This is a genomic window from Streptococcus sp. IMAU 99161 (assembly GCF_014435245.1).
Taxonomy (GTDB): Bacteria; Bacillota; Bacilli; order Lactobacillales; family Streptococcaceae; genus Streptococcus; species Streptococcus lactarius.
Genome location: NZ_JAAPAW010000014.1, coordinates 127,039 through 139,954 on the forward strand (window position 1 = coordinate 127,039; position 12,916 = coordinate 139,954).

The 12,916-nt window shown below is 41.6% G+C and carries 13 protein-coding genes; 12 read left to right on the plus strand and 1 reads right to left on the minus strand.

The genetic code is table 11. The features are described 5' to 3' along the window. Positions 1 to 96: 96 nt before the first annotated feature. On the plus strand, positions 97 to 864 hold the full coding sequence (locus HA044_RS09115) for an ABC transporter ATP-binding protein (RefSeq protein WP_187540877.1): 768 nt from the start codon (positions 97 to 99) through the stop codon (positions 862 to 864). Further along, positions 857 to 2,860 (plus strand): FtsX-like permease family protein, encoded by a 2,004-nt coding sequence (locus tag HA044_RS09120; protein WP_187540878.1) that lies wholly within the window; start codon positions 857 to 859, stop codon positions 2,858 to 2,860. Before HA044_RS09115 ends, HA044_RS09120 begins: the two co-directional genes overlap by 8 nt. A 528-nt stretch (positions 2,861 to 3,388) precedes the next feature. Here HA044_RS09120 and HA044_RS09125 read toward each other — a convergent pair. Further along, positions 3,389 to 5,353: a peptide ABC transporter substrate-binding protein gene (locus tag HA044_RS09125; RefSeq protein WP_187540879.1), complete on the minus strand. Its 1,965-nt coding sequence runs from the start codon at positions 5,351 to 5,353 to the stop codon at positions 3,389 to 3,391. A gap of 259 nt (positions 5,354 to 5,612) precedes the next feature. Between HA044_RS09125 and HA044_RS09130 the strand changes: the two genes are divergently transcribed. From HA044_RS09130 to glmU, 10 genes are all read left to right on the plus strand, one after another. Beyond that, the gene (locus tag HA044_RS09130; protein WP_187540880.1) at positions 5,613 to 5,939 is read left to right on the plus strand and encodes a PadR family transcriptional regulator; all 327 of its coding nucleotides are present in this window, start codon (positions 5,613 to 5,615) and stop codon (positions 5,937 to 5,939) included. Further along, positions 5,936 to 6,736, plus strand: a complete 801-nt coding sequence (locus HA044_RS09135; RefSeq protein ID WP_187540881.1) for a hypothetical protein — start codon at positions 5,936 to 5,938, stop codon at positions 6,734 to 6,736. Before HA044_RS09130 ends, HA044_RS09135 begins: the two co-directional genes overlap by 4 nt. Then, positions 6,733 to 7,563, plus strand: coding sequence for a hypothetical protein (locus HA044_RS09140; RefSeq protein ID WP_187540882.1), 831 nt, complete (start codon positions 6,733 to 6,735; stop codon positions 7,561 to 7,563). The genes HA044_RS09135 and HA044_RS09140 overlap by 4 nt, the downstream gene beginning before the upstream one ends. Before the next feature lie 109 nt (positions 7,564 to 7,672). Further along, entirely contained in the window at positions 7,673 to 7,909 is a 237-nt protein-coding gene (locus HA044_RS09145) for a DUF2829 domain-containing protein (protein WP_000141913.1), read from the plus strand. Beyond that, on the plus strand, positions 7,902 to 8,600 hold the full coding sequence (locus tag HA044_RS09150; protein ID WP_187540884.1) for a 3-oxoacyl-ACP reductase: 699 nt from the start codon (positions 7,902 to 7,904) through the stop codon (positions 8,598 to 8,600). The genes HA044_RS09145 and HA044_RS09150 overlap by 8 nt, the downstream gene beginning before the upstream one ends. Before the next feature lie 9 nt (positions 8,601 to 8,609). Beyond that, complete coding sequence (locus HA044_RS09155) at positions 8,610 to 9,089, plus strand: NUDIX hydrolase (RefSeq protein WP_187540885.1); 480 nt, start codon at positions 8,610 to 8,612, stop codon at positions 9,087 to 9,089. A 7-nt stretch (positions 9,090 to 9,096) separates the two neighbouring features. After that, positions 9,097 to 9,828 carry a GNAT family N-acetyltransferase gene (locus tag HA044_RS09160; RefSeq protein ID WP_187540886.1) on the plus strand — a complete coding sequence of 244 codons (732 nt, stop codon included), beginning with the start codon at positions 9,097 to 9,099 and terminating at the stop codon, positions 9,826 to 9,828. A gap of 38 nt (positions 9,829 to 9,866) precedes the next feature. Next, positions 9,867 to 10,715, plus strand: coding sequence for a putative PEP-binding protein (locus HA044_RS09165; protein ID WP_187540887.1), 849 nt, complete (start codon positions 9,867 to 9,869; stop codon positions 10,713 to 10,715). Further along, the gene (locus tag HA044_RS09170) at positions 10,712 to 11,152 is read left to right on the plus strand and encodes an ASCH domain-containing protein (RefSeq protein WP_187540888.1); all 441 of its coding nucleotides are present in this window, start codon (positions 10,712 to 10,714) and stop codon (positions 11,150 to 11,152) included. Before HA044_RS09165 ends, HA044_RS09170 begins: the two co-directional genes overlap by 4 nt. Before the next feature lie 384 nt (positions 11,153 to 11,536). Next, on the plus strand, positions 11,537 to 12,916 hold the full coding sequence (gene glmU / locus HA044_RS09175; RefSeq protein ID WP_187540889.1) for a bifunctional UDP-N-acetylglucosamine diphosphorylase/glucosamine-1-phosphate N-acetyltransferase GlmU: 1,380 nt from the start codon (positions 11,537 to 11,539) through the stop codon (positions 12,914 to 12,916).

Below are 12,916 nucleotides of genomic sequence, written 5' to 3' on the forward strand. Positions count from 1 at the left end.
ATGTAAGGTTATGTTATGGTGAAAGCGCTTCAGTTTTAGTACAATAGATTTGTAAAAAAAGATGGAAGCTTTTATCGAGCTAGAAAGGAAAGAACCATGACCCTACTAGACGTTCAACACATCAAAAAAATCTACAAAACCCGCTTTCAAGGAACCCAGGTTGAAGCCTTAAAGGATATCCATTTTACCGTTGAGAAGGGCGAATACGTCGCCATCATGGGGGAATCAGGATCCGGGAAATCCACCCTCCTCAATATTCTAGCCATGCTAGACCAGCCGACCGAAGGACGGGTCTACCTCAACGGCACTGATACTTCAACTATCAGGAACAAGGATGCGTCCAGTTTCCGTCGGGAAAAACTAGGATTTGTCTTTCAAGACTTCAACCTGCTGGATACCTTGTCTGTCAAGGACAATATCCTCTTACCTTTGGTCCTTTCTCGCAGGCCCGTCAAGGAAATGATGAGCAAGGTGGAGAGCGTCAGTCGGGAATTGGGCATTCACCAGCTCTTAGAAAAATACCCTTACGAGATCTCTGGTGGGCAAAAACAACGGGTGGCTGTAGCACGGGCCATTATCACTTCACCTGAAATTCTCCTTGCTGATGAGCCAACAGGGGCGCTGGATTCCAAGTCATCGGCTGCATTGCTCGATGTCTTTGAAGATATCAATACCATGGGCCAAACCATCCTCATGGTGACCCACTCAACCGCAGCGGCAGCTCGGGCCAAGCGCGTGCTCTTTATCAAGGACGGAATTCTCTATAACCAGATCTTCCGCGGGGAAAAAACAGAACGTCAGATGTTCCAAGAAATCTCAGATACTCTGACGGTCATGGCGGGTAAGGAGGATAGCGGTGTTTAAATTAACAAGTAAATTAGCTCTTTCCAACCTCAAACAAAATCGTAAGCTTTATTACCCTTTTGCTATAGCTGTCATTTTAACGACTATGATCCTCTATAGCTTTATCGCCTTGGCATCGACCCCTCATCTAGAGGATTCTTACGGAGGGGGAGCGGCGAGAACTGTTCTTGGTTTTGGTAGTTTCGTCGTCCAGTTGGTCGTCATCATTTTGGTGGCTTATGCCAATGGCTATGTCATGAAAAATCGTTCCAAAGAACTGGGACTCTACAGTGTTCTGGGAATGGAGAAGAAGCACCTCCTCGTCATGACCTTATGGGAATTGCTTATCTTCTATATCCTCACAGTTGGAGCGGGGCTGGGCTTGGGTCTCTTGTTTGATCGCTTGATTTTTGCCTTGCTCTTAAAATGTATGGGACTTCCAGTCGTCATTCAATCAACCTTCCAGCTAGGAGCTGTCCTTGACACTTTACTTGGGTTAGCCTTAGCTTTTGCCCTCATTCTTTTGCTGAATTCTTTCCGCCTCTTGCGCTACAGTTCCCTAAACCTCATGCAAAAGAAAAAGGCAGGAGAGAAGAAGGGACGCTTCTTGCTAGTCCAAACTCTGTTAGGACTAGGGCTCTTAGGAATTGCCTTCTATTTGGCGCTAACCGTTGAGCGTCCAGTTGCAGCGGTTCAAGGATTCTTTATTGCTGTCATCTTGGTTATTCTGGCGACTTATCTCTTATTCAACGCAGGATCCATTACCTTCTTAAGATTTCTTAAAGGTCGGAAATCCTACTATTACAAGCCAGAGAATTTTATATCCGTCTCTAACTTAATCGCTCGGATGCGAAAAAATGCAGCGGGCCTTGCAACCATTAGTATTCTATCCACCATGGTCTTGGTCACCTTAACCGGGTCACTCAATATCTTTATTGGAGGGCAGAATTACCTAGATACTGTTTACCCTTCCGATTACATGATTAGTGTGGGGCATATGACTTCAGATGCTGAAACAGAACCAGTTATTGAGGATGTTCAAGCCCAAATTAAGAAAACAGCCGATGCGACACATCTATCAGATTATCAAGTGACTCAGACAACATACTGGTCGGCTGAAATTCGAAAGACTGATGGAAAGGTCTTAGAGGTGAATGACCAGTCCACTCCAGCAACTGATCAGGAGTTAAAGACAGAAGGAACCGTCTACTTTTTTGATCAGGCGACCTACGAACAACTGACCGGTCAAAAAGTTGAGATTGGGGAAAATGAAATCCTAGCCTATGGGTATCAGTATCCTGGAAGATTAGATTCGCAATTAGAAATCAATGGCAAGACCTTCACAATTAAACAAAAACTAGATTCTAATTTTATCCAAGGAAAACTTTCTCAAGGCAGCTTGTTTCAACATCAAATGGGCTTGTACCTTGTTCTTCCTGACTTGAACCAACTGGGTCTAAAAGTTGATAAGAATTTAGAATTCTCTATTACTGCAAAAGATAAAGAGAACCAAGATTTCATCGGTGGCGTGACCAAAGAGCTATATTCGACAGACAAAATGAGTCAATATGGTGCGACTTATTTTGGTGGATATGAACGATACAGCATAGAGAAAGAGTGGCGTGAATCAGCAGGGACAGTCCTCTTTATTGGAGTTTTCCTATCTGTGATCTTTCTATTAGCCACGGTTCTCGTAATTTACTACAAGCAGATTTCAGAGGGCTATGAGGACCGGGAAAATTTTGTGATTTTGCAACAAGTAGGATTGGACCAAAAGCAAACGGCTACTACGATTCGCAAACAGATTCTCACCGTCTTTTTCCTTCCATTGTTTTTCTCCTTCCTCTACTTAGGAGTAGCCTACAAGATGATTGCAAAAATCGTTGCCATCTTAGGAGCGAATAATGCTGGCTTGGTGCTTCAAACAACTCTTTCTATCTGCGCTGTCTTTTTCATCTCCTATGTCCTCGTCTTTCTTCTGACTTCTAGAAGTTATCGGAAGATTGTCGTGAGATAGCATTCGATACGATCGAAGCTTAGGAAAATAGGTGAAAAAGAGATCACCTGGAATACTGTTTCAATCAAAAACACCGAGGAGATCCCCAGTGTTTTTGATTGAAGACGAAGTCATCTTAGAAACTTCCCTTAGGTGAGTACGGACGTTAGGTGAAATTATCCAGTGGATGATTTCAGCAATCCAGGAAGTTCCATGACTTATTAAGATACAAAGGGCGTCTGCGGATAAAGTCAAAATAGGAAGTTTGACGCAGAATCTTTCGATTCTAGGAGAACTTATCTTTTTGACACAATTCGCAGCCCGTGTTCAATTAGTTTTGAACCTAAAGTTTCAAAACTCCCGAGTACTAGAAACAATAGTGTTTCTAGCACTTTTCTCACGGCGGAAAGTTTCAGTGTATGATTGAATGAGCCTAATTGGATGTATTATCTTAATTCTTTATATATTCCTAACTTGTTCTATATAAAGAAACAATTTGTCTACATTTTAAAACACCGAGGATGTAATCCCCGGTGTTTTAAAACGTGATTATTTCACGTGTTTTGCAAGATCTGCTTGAGCTTTCTTGTTTGACTCTGCTTTATCTTTGAGCCATTGTTTGTAAGCTTTTTCGTAGTCAGCAGTTGTAACGGTCTTATCTTGTACTTTCTTGTACTTGAAGTAGTTTGTATCTCCTTTAATACCAACCAATGAATTTGGTGATGAGAATGGAGTTACTTTAGTGATAGATGGAACACCACCTTTAGAGTAGATAGGAAGAACAATTGCGTTTTCTGTCAACCAAGCTTGTGCAGCAGCGTATTTTTCATAACGTTTATTGGTATCCAATTTTTCAGCATTTGCATCATCAAGCAATTGTTTGTATTCGTTCAAACCAAGTTTTTCGATAAGAGCTTGGTCTTTCTTAGGATCAAGACCCATACCAGTCAATGTTGGACCGTCTGTTGGGTTCAAAATGTCAAGGTAAGTAGAAGGGTCTTGGAAGTCAGGTCCCCAACCACCGATGTCTAAGTCAAAGTCTTTTTGTTCTGGTGATTGTGCAAAGTAAGTAGCGTTATCTGCATCGTCAGTAGACAATTTTTGTACATCGATCACGACATTGTCTTTACCAAGGGCAGTTTCAATAGAGTTCTTCATAGAGTCTGCTTGTTGAACAATAGAGTTTGAAGATTGGTCAACAACATAGTCGATATGGATTGGGAATTGAACACCTTGTGATTGCAATGCAGCTTTTGCTTTTTCAAGTTCAGCTTTCGCTTTATCAGTGTTATGCAAGCTGTCTTGAGCATCGGCAAAGCTTACGCCTTTCCATTCGTCTCCAGCTGTAGCAAGTTTTTGTTCGACGAGAGTACCGAAGTCTTTACCGTTTGCTTGTACAAATGTTGGAGGAACAAGAAGGGAACGAAGAGTTTTCGTTGCTGCTTCTTTACCGTTTGATTGGGCACTGTATGAAGTTCTATCCAAAGCAAAGTTCAAGGCTTGACGGAAGTCTTTGTTTTGAAGAGCTGTCTTAGTGCTATTCTTTTGTTCGTCAGATTTCTTTGAAGTGTGACCGTAGTTTTGACGGTTTACGTTGAAGTAAGCATAGTAAACAGTAGCATCTTGTTGAGAATAGATAATGTTATCTTTGAATTTCTTTTGGATTGTACTGTATGTAGAGCTTGTAGGGAAGAGACGAGCAGAAGTTAAGTTACCGTCTGAGAAGTTACGAGCAAGATAGTCTTGGTCTGATCCATCGAAGTAAGTCAATTTGACAGTGTCGATGTGAACATTTTTCTTGTCGTAGTAGTTAGGGTTTTTGTCCAACTCAATTTGTGATTTTGAAGTGAAGGACTTCATAATGTATGGACCGTTGTAGAGGATTCCTGTTGGTTTCACACTACCAAAGTCTTTACCAGCTGATTCAAGGAATTTCGCATTAACTGGCATCATAGTAGAAGTCGTCAATTTAGAATTCCAGAATGATTCTGGTTGGTTCAAAGTGTATTGAAGAGTATGATCGTCAACGGCTTTGACACCAACTGTTGAGAAGTCTTTCGTCTTACCATTTACGTAGTCATCCAATCCTTTGACAGAATTTTGAACCAAGTAAAGGGCGTCAGATTTTTTATCTGCAACATATTTAAGAGAAGTAACGAAGTCTTTTGCAGTTACATCTGCGTATTCGTTTCCTTCTGAGTCATACCACTTCGCATCTTTACGAAGCTTGTAGGTATAAGTCAAACCGTCTTTAGAAACAGACCAGTCTTCCGCAAGGGCAGGAATCAAGTTACCATATTGGTCATTTTCGAACAAACCATCAACTAAGTTGGTAGTGATATCACTAGTTGTTGAACGGTTTGAAGTCAAATAATTCAAGGTATCAGGGTCAGTACTATAAACATATTTATAGGTTGTCCCATTTGATGAATTAGAAGATGAACCACAAGCAGCAAGGAAAAGTGTTGATGCTGCGGCTACACCTGCTAAGAGAGCAAGCTTAGATTTTTTCATATTCACAACTCCTTTTGAATAATTACGTTTATTATACTCCAATCAATTGCCAAAATAAAGTGTTTTTTGTACTTTTTTTGTATATTTACACACTTGAGGGCTGGAAAGCCTTTATTTTAAGGCATTTTTAAGGATTCAAAAAATTTTAAAAAAATTTTTACTATTATGCTTTACATACTAGTTAAGAAAGAGTATACTAATAGTGAAAAGACTAGTATGTAAAACAAACTAGTAAGGTAGTAAAAAAGAGGTGAGAAAGATGAAAGAGTCCCAATTATTAAAGGGAGTCTTGGAGGGCTGTGTGCTTGAGATTATTTCCAAAAAGCCCATTTATGGTTATGAATTGATCCAAAGTCTCAAAGAGATGAGATTTGACAAGATTGTTGCGGGGACCATTTATCCCTTGCTTCAAAAATTGGAGAAACAAGGAATTATTCATGGGGAAATGAGGCCGTCTCCGGATGGTCCTGATCGTAAGTATTTTTCACTCAGTGATGCTGGAGAAGAGCGTTTAGAAGAATTTTGGGACCAGTGGCATGAGCTAGTCACAAAAGTAGACCGTATCAAGAGGGAGGGAGCAGAATGATAGAAAGTTATACAGAAAAAATGTCAGATGAATTGATTCATCTACACAAGGAGGACCGAGCCTATGTGAAAAAAATGGTGGCCTATATTGGGGCCAAGGCCTATTTTTATGATGATGAAGCACTCGGTGAACAACTTTACAATATGGTATGTGACTTAAAGGTTGCTGAGAAAGAAGGCGTTCGGGCAGTAGATTATTTTGGAAAGGATCCACGGGCGATGGTGGATCAAATTCTTTCGGAGTTACCTAAACGTTCTTTAGGATCTTATGTGGGACTCGTCTTCCTACTTGGGGTGATCTTAGTTGGCATGCGTTATTTAATGGATTTTACCTGGATGATGCCACTGAAAATCGAACCTTTAACCTATGTTGTTATTTTATTCAATTTCTTGGTGTTTAGCCAGTTCATCACGTGGCTTTGGTCCAAACAGAGCTATGGAGAAATGAAGTGGTCTTGGGCTGCTTTTATCAGTGTGATCACCCTGATGGTGTTTCTGAACATCGTCCGACTATTTTCGATCAATTTTGGCCACATTGGGAGTCTCTTCTTATCAGATGGTTGGGGGATTGCTCTTGCTGTCCTAGTCTTACTTGGATTTGTAGTTATGGCTTATAGAAGCAGAGATCGTCTGATGACGAGTCTACTAGTCATGGGTCTGACTTTCCTAGTTACTGGATGCTGGATTCGTCTTGTGAATCAGGGAACTGCTCACTTATTAGGCTGGCTCCTTCCTCTCATGGGACTCGTCCTGACCCTCCTTGTATTTCGTCTCCAAAGAAAGAAGGAAGAAGTATGAAAACCGTTAGTTATTATGAAGAAACGCAGGCCTTGATACAAACCTTTAGCCAGGAGGATCAAGTCTATTTCCAAGACCTATGGGATTATTTCAATCTTGCAGGTTTCCTATATAAGGAGGAGGCTTTAAGAGAGCAGGTCTATAATTTAGCGGTAGATTTTTCGCAAGCAGGAGCGGATGGCTTGACGGCAAAGGACTATTTTGGTCTCGATCCAAAGATAATGGCAGACCAAATTATCGAGAATATGCCTAGAGAATCGGCTCGGTCTATTCTGCAATATGGAGCGATTGTCCCAGGAATCGTCATTTTTTATCGCCTCTTAAGTGAGTTTGCCTCCCAAGCGGTCCTTGTGCTCAAACCACTAGTCTATTTGACTGACATCATGTTGGGACTCCTAGCAATTGGGCTACTCTTCTATCTCCTTCGTCGCCTCATTTTTGCAGAAGAAAAGTCGAAAAAAGCAATCCATGTGGCAATCGTTTTGGTTCTAGGATTCTATTTTTTCAGTGAAATAGTGGGAGTTCGTTTCTTACCAGCCCTTGCTTGGTTGACAGTGCCAAATCCTTGGGATACTCTCCTTATGACAGGGGCTAGTGGAGCTCTTATTCTTTGGCAATGGAGAGATGAGTTTGGCCGAGCCTTCGTCTTTCCTATCGTCGCCTTTTTAGTGGTTGGCTTCTTACATCGCTGGACCTTGGTGCAAGGAATTCAGAATCCTAGCATGACCATCATTTTGCCTACGGTGATCATTGGTATAGGATTGATGATTTACTATCGGTTCATAATTCGTGACTTGAAAAAGGACAAGGAGAAAAGTGGTGAATAGAAAGAAAAGGGGGAGGACGCTCCCCTTTTTACTGTTGGAAACCAACGAGCAAGCCTGATTTTTGGTATAATGAAAGGTGTAACTAGGAATGATAATAAAGGAGAAAATCATGACATTTGAAGAGATTTTACCAGGCTTAAAGGCCAAGAAAAAGTATGTACGTACGGGCTGGGGTGGAGCAGAGAACTATGTTCAATTGTTTGATACCATCGAGCAAAATGGGGTAGCTCTAGAAGTGACGCCTTATTTCCTCATTAACGTCTCTGGCGAAGGGGAAGGTTTTTCTATGTGGAGCCCGACTCCTTGTGATGTCTTAGCGACAGATTGGGTGGAAGTCCATGACTAAACGGGTCTTGATTACGGGCGTGAGCTCAGGGATTGGCCTGGCCCAAGCTCGTCTATTTTTAGAAAAGGGCTACCAGATTTATGGGGTGGATCAGGGCCGGAATCCTGACTTACAAGGCGATTTTCACTTTTTACAACGTGATTTAACTCTTGACTTGGAACCAATTTTTGACTGGTGTCCTGAGGTCGACGTCTTGTGTAATACGGCTGGCGTTTTGGATGATTACAAACCGCTTCTTGAGCAAAGCGCTCAGGAAATTCAAGAGATCTTTGAGATCAATTATGTGACTCCGGTAGAGATGACACGGCATTATCTGACTCAAATGTTGGAGAAGAAACAAGGGATCATCATCAATATGTGCTCCATTGCCTCCAGTCTAGCTGGAGGTGGCGGTCACGCCTATACCTCGTCTAAGCATGCTCTGGCGGGCTTTACCAAGCAGTTGGCGCTGGATTATGCAGAAGCTGGAGTTCAGGTCTTTGGCATCGCACCAGGTGCTGTCAAAACGGGCATGACCGCTGCGGACTTTGAGCCAGGTGGCCTAGCAGACTGGGTGGCTAGCGAAACCCCCATCAAGCGCTGGATAGAGCCAGAAGAAGTGGCAGAAGTCAGCCTCTTTTTGGCTAGCGGGAAGGCATCCGCCATGCAGGGGCAAATCCTGACGATTGACGGCGGATGGAGTTTGAAGTAGGAGGATTTGATGGAAATCAAGCATCACTTTGGTGTATACGGAGTCTGTCTTCAAGAGGGGAAACTTCTCTGTACTGAAAAAACAAGAGGACCTTATCAGCATCGTTTTGATTTACCTGGTGGTAGTCAGGAACTCGGTGAGGGGTTGACAGAAACCCTCAAGAGAGAAGTTTTGGAAGAGACGGGCTATACGCTTAGCTCTTATTCAAATCCTAGAATTTATGACGTGCTGGTTCAAGAAGAGGGGAAAGATTTCTCAGTGCATCATATCATGGCCTTTTATGATATCGTACTCGATTTCGAGAGCTCTCAACAAACCCTTCCTCAGGAGGTTCTTGATGGAAGTAATGATTCAGCAAAGGCAGTTTGGGTCCCTATTGAGCAGATGACCCAAGAAAATGCTTCGCCCTTAGTATTAAAGCTAAAGGCAGAGTTACGAGGATTTCCAGAATTGGACAAGACCTCTTACATGAATTGGAAGGTAAAATAGAGGGATAATGGAACTATTTAAAACATGGAAGAAATATATGGTTCTCTATGGCCTTAAATCTCAAATCGGGACTGTTTATCGAAACGGTGATAGGACAACTAGTTTTTATGATATTGGGAATTTTCTATACCTAGCAGGGGAGTTGGATTCCAGATTTTGGGAAGATTTTGTTAGGCAATATGGTTTAGATTATAAGATTATTATTTCAGAAGACACTAAGTGGCAAGATTTTCTGCATCGGCAAGTTGGATTAATTTCTTTTACTCGCTATTCTTTTAAGGATAAGGCAAATTTTCAAGTTGAATTTCTAAATGATCTGGTTACTCAGTTAGAGGAAGATTACAATCTTGTACCTATTGATAATCGTATTTATAACTGCCTTTCTGAGGAAGAATGGTCACAAGATTTACAGGGGAATTTTGAGTCTTACCAGGATTTTGCTTTAAAAGGTGGATTTGGCTTTGTGATTCTTAAAAATAATGAAGTGATTGCTGGGATTTCCTCAGGGTTAGTTTACCATGGAGCAGTTGAAGTGGAAGTTGCAACTAGACCAGACAAACAAGGAAATGGATTTGCTAAAAAACTTGGTGCTGCAATGATTCTAGAGAGTTTAAATAGAGATATGTTTCCACTTTGGGATGCTCATAACGAGGCTTCTAAAAAAGTAGCAGAATTTTTAGGATATAAGTTAGTTGAACCTTATGAAGCTTTTGAACTAGAGGAAAGTGTCGTATACTGATATCTGATATTGTATCTTTTAAGACGAGGTGAATGAACATGCAAAATCAACTAGCTCTTAGTGGCGAAAAAATTGTTGAAAAAGTTTATCCCCATTTATTGCACCACGTCGGCTTGATTCGTGGGGAATACTTGTTGAGAGAACTAAACCAAAACATACTATTACCAAATTGTCAGCAATTTGTGAAAGATTATCTAGACACTATTTGTCATTTGTACTCAGATGAAGAAGTTTGGTATCGCTTTTCAGAGTTAACAAATGCAGAAGCAAATATTCTAGATGGGACTAAAGAGTATTTTGACGAACGCCACCCCTTATTTGGATACAGAGGTATCAGGCGTTTGTTGGCTTGTCCAGATGAATTTCAGGCTGAGACAAATGTTGTTACAGAAGTTTATCAAACCAATCCCAATCTGTCTGTTGTTTTTCCTTTTGTCAATGGTGCCGAACAATTAAAACAAGCTATTAGAGTATTGCGTCAGTATGGTTTTACTGGGAAAGTCGGCACGATGATTGAATTACCATCAGCTTATTTCGACTTGGACAGGATACTGGAAACGGGCATTTCAAAGATTGTAGTTGGAATGAATGATTTAACTTCTTTTATTTTTGCGACTGTGAGGAACAGTCAATGGCATGATATGGAAAATCCAATTATGTTAGATATGTTAAGACAGATGCAGGATAAAGCAAGGAAGAACAAGATTGATTTTGCTGTAGCAGGCTATCTGAATACTTCTTTCATACAACAAATGAATCAGATGGGTATCGAATGCATTCTCCATTACAGCTCTATTCCAGAGATTTTTGATTTAGAAATTGACCATCCAGATCACCTTAAACACATAAAAGAAAAAAGTAAAAAATTACAAAGGAGTAACCTATGACACCTCAAGAAATGTGGAATGCCTATAAGCAAATGAACCCCTCTATCGGAGATGAGATAGATGCCTGGGCTTTTGGAGTGGAACCAGACCTTTTAGCGGAACTGGTGTTTACAGGCGAAAAAACAGCAACAGCTTCAGCTTATGACCTTTACGCACTAGAGGACGAACCCCTTCCCCAAGAAGGAACCTTTGATGTTGTTTTAGACAGTCAAGATCAAGCTGTCTGCATTATCGAAATTACCAAGGTTTCTGTTCAGCCCTTCCATCAAGTGTCAGCTGATCATGCCTTCAAAGAAGGGGAAGGTGACAAATCCCTCGCCTATTGGCGTCAGGTTCATGAGGAATTTTTCACGGAGTGGCTGGAGGAAGCTGGTCTGGCTTTTACACCTGACAGCAAGGTGGTTTTAGAAGAATTTCGTAAAGTTTATCCATTATAGAACAAGGCTGGGCAAAAACTGTCCAGCCTTCGATGTTTAATGGGAATAACTGTATGACGCAGTGGTTGATTGCTCAAAGCACTGCTTTTAGGTGGTGGATAGGACTTGCGAAGCAAGGTTCCTAAGTATTTGTTCGCTACTTAGCTCCAAAGATGACCTATGAAGATGGAAAACAATGTTTTCTTTATCTGCAACCTCCAACAGTCTCCCAGACTGTTGGAGCTGTGCGGGGGTGGGAAAATTGAAAAGGTTTGGGGAACCTTTTCAACTTTTGTTTAATTAGTCGAAGTTCTTTCCCACTTTCTTTTTGGTTTGGATCTTATTTTCCAAAAGGGGTGAAAAATGGTATAATAAGTACGATATTGTACAGAAAAGAGAAATGTTATGCCAAATTATGCCATTATTTTAGCAGCGGGGAAAGGTACCCGTATGAAATCAGATCTGCCCAAGGTTCTTCATAAGGTTGCAGGGATCTCTATGTTGGAGCATGTCTTCCGTAGTGTTGGAGCTATCTCACCTGAAAAGACCGTAACGGTTGTGGGTCACAAGGCGGAATTGGTAGAAAAGGTATTAGAAGGTCAAACAGAGTTTGTCAAACAAACCGAGCAATTGGGAACTGGTCATGCGGTCATGATGGCAGAGCCAGTCTTGGAAGGTCTTGAAGGCCACACCCTTGTCATTGCAGGAGATACTCCTTTGATTACCGGTGAAAGCCTCAAACACTTGATCGACTTTCATATCAACCACAAAAATGTGGCAACGATTCTGACAGCCGAAGCAACCAATCCATTTGGCTATGGTCGGATTGTTCGTAATGACAATGCGGAAGTGCTTCGCATCGTCGAGCAAAAAGATGCGACAGATTTTGAAAAACAAATCAAGGAAATCAATACAGGGACGTATGTCTTTGACAATGCGCGCCTCTTTGAAGCTTTGAAGAATATCAACACCAACAATGCCCAAGGTGAATACTATATCACAGATGTCATCGGTATTTTCCGAGAAGCAGGTGAAAAAGTCGGGGCCTATACGCTCAAAGACTTTGATGAAAGTCTTGGGGTTAATGACCGTGTGGCCCTTGCGACAGCAGAAGGCATCATGCGTCGCCGTATCAACCAAGCTCATATGGTGAATGGAGTGAGCTTTGTTAATCCAGATGCGACCTATATCGATGTCGATGTTGAAATCGCACCGGAAGTGCAAATCGAAGCCAATGTTACCCTAAAAGGGCACACAAAAATTGGGGCTGAAACCGTCTTAACCAATGGAACTTATATTTCGGACAGTGAAATTGGAGTAGGTGCCGTGATTACCAACTCCATGATTGAGGAGAGCACGGTAGCCGACGGCGTGACAGTAGGACCATACGCTCATATTCGTCCAGCTTCTAGCCTCGCTAAAGATGTCCATATTGGAAACTTTGTCGAAGTCAAAGGTTCGTCTATTGGCGAAAATACTAAGGCAGGTCACCTGACCTATATCGGTAATAGTGAAGTCGGCAGCAACGTCAATTTTGGTGCGGGAACCATCACGGTGAATTATGATGGCCAACACAAGTTTAAAACGACCATCGGAAACAATGTCTTTGTTGGTTCGAATTCGACCATCATTGCGCCAGTTGAATTAGGCGACAATTCATTAGTTGGAGCAGGCTCAACCATTACCAAGGATGTGCCAGCTGATGCGATTGCCATTGGTCGTGGCCGTCAAGTGAACAAAGAAGAATATGCTCTTCGTTTGCCCCATCATCCTAAAAATAAATAG

Coding starts and splice junctions, on each gene's coding strand:
- HA044_RS09115 (WP_187540877.1), top strand. CDS start 97: ATGACCCTACTAGACGTTCAACACATCAAAAAAATCTACAAAACCCGC.
- HA044_RS09125 (WP_187540879.1), bottom strand. CDS start 5,353: ATGAAAAAATCTAAGCTTGCTCTCTTAGCAGGTGTAGCCGCAGCATCA.
- HA044_RS09130 (WP_187540880.1), top strand. CDS start 5,613: ATGAAAGAGTCCCAATTATTAAAGGGAGTCTTGGAGGGCTGTGTGCTT.
- HA044_RS09135 (WP_187540881.1), top strand. CDS start 5,936: ATGATAGAAAGTTATACAGAAAAAATGTCAGATGAATTGATTCATCTA.
- HA044_RS09140 (WP_187540882.1), top strand. CDS start 6,733: ATGAAAACCGTTAGTTATTATGAAGAAACGCAGGCCTTGATACAAACC.
- HA044_RS09145 (WP_000141913.1), top strand. CDS start 7,673: ATGACATTTGAAGAGATTTTACCAGGCTTAAAGGCCAAGAAAAAGTAT.
- HA044_RS09150 (WP_187540884.1), top strand. CDS start 7,902: ATGACTAAACGGGTCTTGATTACGGGCGTGAGCTCAGGGATTGGCCTG.
- HA044_RS09155 (WP_187540885.1), top strand. CDS start 8,610: ATGGAAATCAAGCATCACTTTGGTGTATACGGAGTCTGTCTTCAAGAG.
- HA044_RS09160 (WP_187540886.1), top strand. CDS start 9,097: ATGGAACTATTTAAAACATGGAAGAAATATATGGTTCTCTATGGCCTT.
- HA044_RS09165 (WP_187540887.1), top strand. CDS start 9,867: ATGCAAAATCAACTAGCTCTTAGTGGCGAAAAAATTGTTGAAAAAGTT.
- HA044_RS09170 (WP_187540888.1), top strand. CDS start 10,712: ATGACACCTCAAGAAATGTGGAATGCCTATAAGCAAATGAACCCCTCT.
- glmU (WP_187540889.1), top strand. CDS start 11,537: ATGCCAAATTATGCCATTATTTTAGCAGCGGGGAAAGGTACCCGTATG.